The sequence below is a fragment of the Rodentibacter sp. Ppn85 genome, assembly GCF_001999335.1.
Taxonomy (GTDB): domain Bacteria; phylum Pseudomonadota; class Gammaproteobacteria; order Enterobacterales; family Pasteurellaceae; genus Rodentibacter.
This window is the reverse complement of record NZ_MLHS01000006.1, coordinates 1-3,344: the sequence shown is the minus strand read 5'-3', so window position 1 is coordinate 3,344 and position 3,344 is coordinate 1. Positions and strand designations below refer to the sequence as shown.

Genomic DNA, 3,344 nt, shown 5'->3' with positions numbered 1-3,344 from the left:
ATATGGGGTGTGGCTTGACAGCTTAAATGATAATGAGTGAGCCAAATTTGCCCGGTCGGTTGTGGTGTGGACATAGCATTATCTCCTGTCGTCCTGTAATAGACCAAAAGTGCGGTTGTTTTTCAGATGTTTTTGAGCATTCTAATCATTCTTCAACGATCCGACGAAAACAAACTGAAATTCAACCGCATTTTCTCCTTATTCTTTATATTTTTATTTCTTCTTTTGAAACCAATCGACAATCAGCTTTCCACTTTCTTATTCTTCATGTCTTCACAGGCTTGGCAAAGTTCCTCACCTTGGTTTGCCATAAAGGAGAGCGTTTCGATTTTGTCCGGAGCACCGCCACGAGTGATAAGGTCGCCTTTGACGGTGACTTTGCCTTTCAGGGTAATTCCTTTGGCGTCAATAATAACGGTACCGCCAGGACCTGCCACACGCACTTTATTTTCTGCCTCCATATTGGCGTGTTTGGTGTGATGTTTTAATAATTGTCCAACTTCAAGAATTGCTTTAGCTTCCACTCGATGTTTATAGTCCCGCCCTGTTTTACTCTCTTGATTAGCATAGACATCCAATGAAAGGTTGTTGCCGATATTGAGCACCTCATCCTTTTCAATCTTAGTCATTCGGTTGCGATTGATTTTATTGGATTGGTCACGTCCGACGGTGAGGGGTTCGTCTTGTCCGACGGTTTCGGTGCGGTTATTACCGATGGTGATAGTTTCGTCGTTTCCTACTTGTTCTGTACGGTCATGACCGATTTGGGTGGTTTCATCGTTTTTCACCACATTGTTTTGGTCACGCTCGGCGTGGATAAATACTTCTTCTTTGCCGTTTTCATCTTCAAAACGTAGTTCGTTAAAGCCGTTACCTTTGTGGGTTTTGGATTTAATGGTCATACGGGTTTTATGCTCGGGCAGGGCATAAGGCGGTTCGGTGGTACTGTGATAGGTGCGCCCCGTAATGACCGGTTGGTCGGGGTCGCCCACTAGGAAATCCACCATCACTTCATGACCGATACGGGGAATGGCAATATGCCCGAACTGTGCGCCCGCCCAACCTTGGCTGACTCGAATCCAGCAAGAGCTGTGTTCGTTGTTTTGATCTTCATCTTGGACTAGAGCTCTACTGAGAGAGTCCTGCGATTTTTTGAAAATAAAGTAAAAAACAACCGCACTTTAGTTTTTTTCCTCAAAAATAGCTGCGTTTTTAATAAATCTCAGGGTTATTTTCAAGCCATTGTTGGATTTTGGCTTCGGTTTTCTTTTCATTATAGCCACGGGTCGGGAACAGGCTTAAATGATAAAAGAAGTTTATATAGTCCGACCATAAGCGTTTTTCTTTTTTGAAGTAACGGGCAAATTCTTCATCGGGATTTAGGCTTTGCATATAGTCGGTTAAAAATTCTCTTAATACTTGATCTTGAAAATCACAAGCGGGGCGGAAAATCCCTAAATCTACCCGAACTTTATCGTCGGGATCGGTTTCATGGGGAATGGTTAATACCAATGCCGCATGTTCGGGATTAGTTAAACGTGATTGATAAGAATAAGGCTGAAATGTTTTAATCGGATTGGTTCTTTCATCATAACGGGTAATATAAAATTTGCCGAATAACCAAAAATAGGCGATACGGCGGTTGGTGTCGATACGTAATGGGCGCCAGTTTGGTGAGATTAGTAGTAAAAATAAGAATATTGGAGACAGGATATAGAAAAAACCGACATAAGTGCTTCCTTTATGACGTTTAAGCATACTTTCTTTATATTCAACATATGGTTCTAGTTGTTCTAGTTTATTATGAGATTCATATACTCTAGTCAACCTATCATACTGTTTTTGTAGTTGAACATCGGGATCTAGAGCCCATTTTATGTCTTTATAAATACTCCTTTCATTCATTGTGTCATATGTTCCTACTCCAATAATTGCAATGATCCATAACCAAATGAATTGCTTAAATTTAGCCTCACTATAACGGCGTATTTCAATCACACCCTCTCTAACCCGCTTGATATTTCTTGAGATCGTATCGGGTGTATAAGATGTCGTTTGCTTATTGAAATTAAACACAATATCTCCTAAATTTCATTTTTTCTAAATAAACGTTGAACAATAAAATAGTCCGTCGAAGAACCCAGTTTGGGGTATTTTAAGGTTAATACCCCTTGTGTGGCGATAACGGTTCTGCCTTGATTGCGCCAATCCGGCGCAGGCGTTGCCACGCCAATTGATTGTGTGTCGGAAAAATCTAACTCAATACAGTTTGACAGTATGCGTTTTTTCTTCACTTTTGCCGAGCCTAAATCCGAAAACTGTTCGCCACGCTCGCCCGGTGAACCCCATACCGTTTGTTGCCACCATTCAATTTTATGAAATCATTTGATTTTTTACGGACGCCAGCGTGGCGTCCCTACCTCAAAAGTGCGGTTAAAAATAGCTGCGTTTTTAATAAACCTCAGGGTTGTTTTCAAGCCATTGTTGGATTTTGGCTTCAGTTTTCTTTTCATTGTAACCACGGGTTGGGAACAGGCTTAAATGGTAAAAGAAGTTTATATAGTCCGACCATAAGCGTTTTTCTTTTTTGAAGTAACGGGCAAACTCCTCGTCGGGGTTTAGGCTTTGCATATAGTCGGTTAAAAATTCTCTTAATACTTGATCTTGAAAATCACAGGCGGGGCGGAAAATCCCTAAATCTACCCGTACTTTATCGTCGGGGTCGGTTTCATGGGGAATAGTTAATACCAATGCCGCATGTTCGGGATTAGTTAAACGTGATTGATAAGAATAAGGCTGAAATGTTTTAATCGGATTGGTTCTTTCATCATAACGGGTAATATAAAATTTGCCGAATAACCAAAAATAAGCAATACGGCGGTTGGTGTCGATACGTAATGGGCGCCAGTTTGGTGAGATAAGCATAAAAAATAAAAATACCGGAAAGAACATAGCAAAAGCACCGGTGTAACGGCGTGAGCCATGGATCTCTAACATTTCCTCTTTATATTCCTCATAGGTAGGATATGATTCGTTAATACTAATCATCTTATTTTTATAATCACTGTACTGAGGTGCTAGTTTAATATCTGGTGAGATAGCCCATTCAATCTCATCTCGTATAATCTCCCTATATTCGGGATTGAATCCGAATACACCAAAAAGCGCAATAATCCAAAGCCAAAAAAATTGTTTAAATTTAGCCTCACTATAACGGCGTATTTCAATCACCCCCTCTCTAACCCGCTTGATATTTCTTGAAATCGTATCGGGTGTATAAGATGTCGTTCGATTATCAAAATTAAACATAATTTCCCCTTATATTTCATTTTTTCTAAATAGGC

Annotated in this window: 3 protein-coding genes and 1 pseudogene; all 4 read right to left on the bottom strand. The window is 40.3% G+C overall.

The window, feature by feature from the left end; all coding sequences use genetic code 11:
- Nucleotides 1-242: 242 nt before the first annotated feature.
- Nucleotides 243-1,112 (bottom strand): annotated as a pseudogene (locus BKL51_RS01015) (type VI secretion system Vgr family protein); the annotation flags it as partial.
- A gap of 100 nt (nt 1,113-1,212) precedes the next feature.
- Nucleotides 1,213-2,076 (bottom strand): hypothetical protein, encoded by an 864-nt coding sequence (locus BKL51_RS01010; protein ID WP_077464904.1) that lies wholly within the window; start codon nt 2,074-2,076, stop codon nt 1,213-1,215.
- An 8-nt stretch (nt 2,077-2,084) separates the two neighbouring features.
- The gene (locus BKL51_RS01005) at nt 2,085-2,294 is read right to left on the bottom strand and encodes a hypothetical protein (protein WP_077464903.1); all 210 of its coding nucleotides are present in this window, start codon (nt 2,292-2,294) and stop codon (nt 2,085-2,087) included.
- A 157-nt stretch (nt 2,295-2,451) separates the two neighbouring features.
- A complete protein-coding gene (locus BKL51_RS01000; protein ID WP_077464902.1) occupies nt 2,452-3,309 on the bottom strand; it encodes a hypothetical protein in 858 nt (285 codons plus the stop codon).
- Nucleotides 3,310-3,344: the final 35 nt, after the last annotated feature.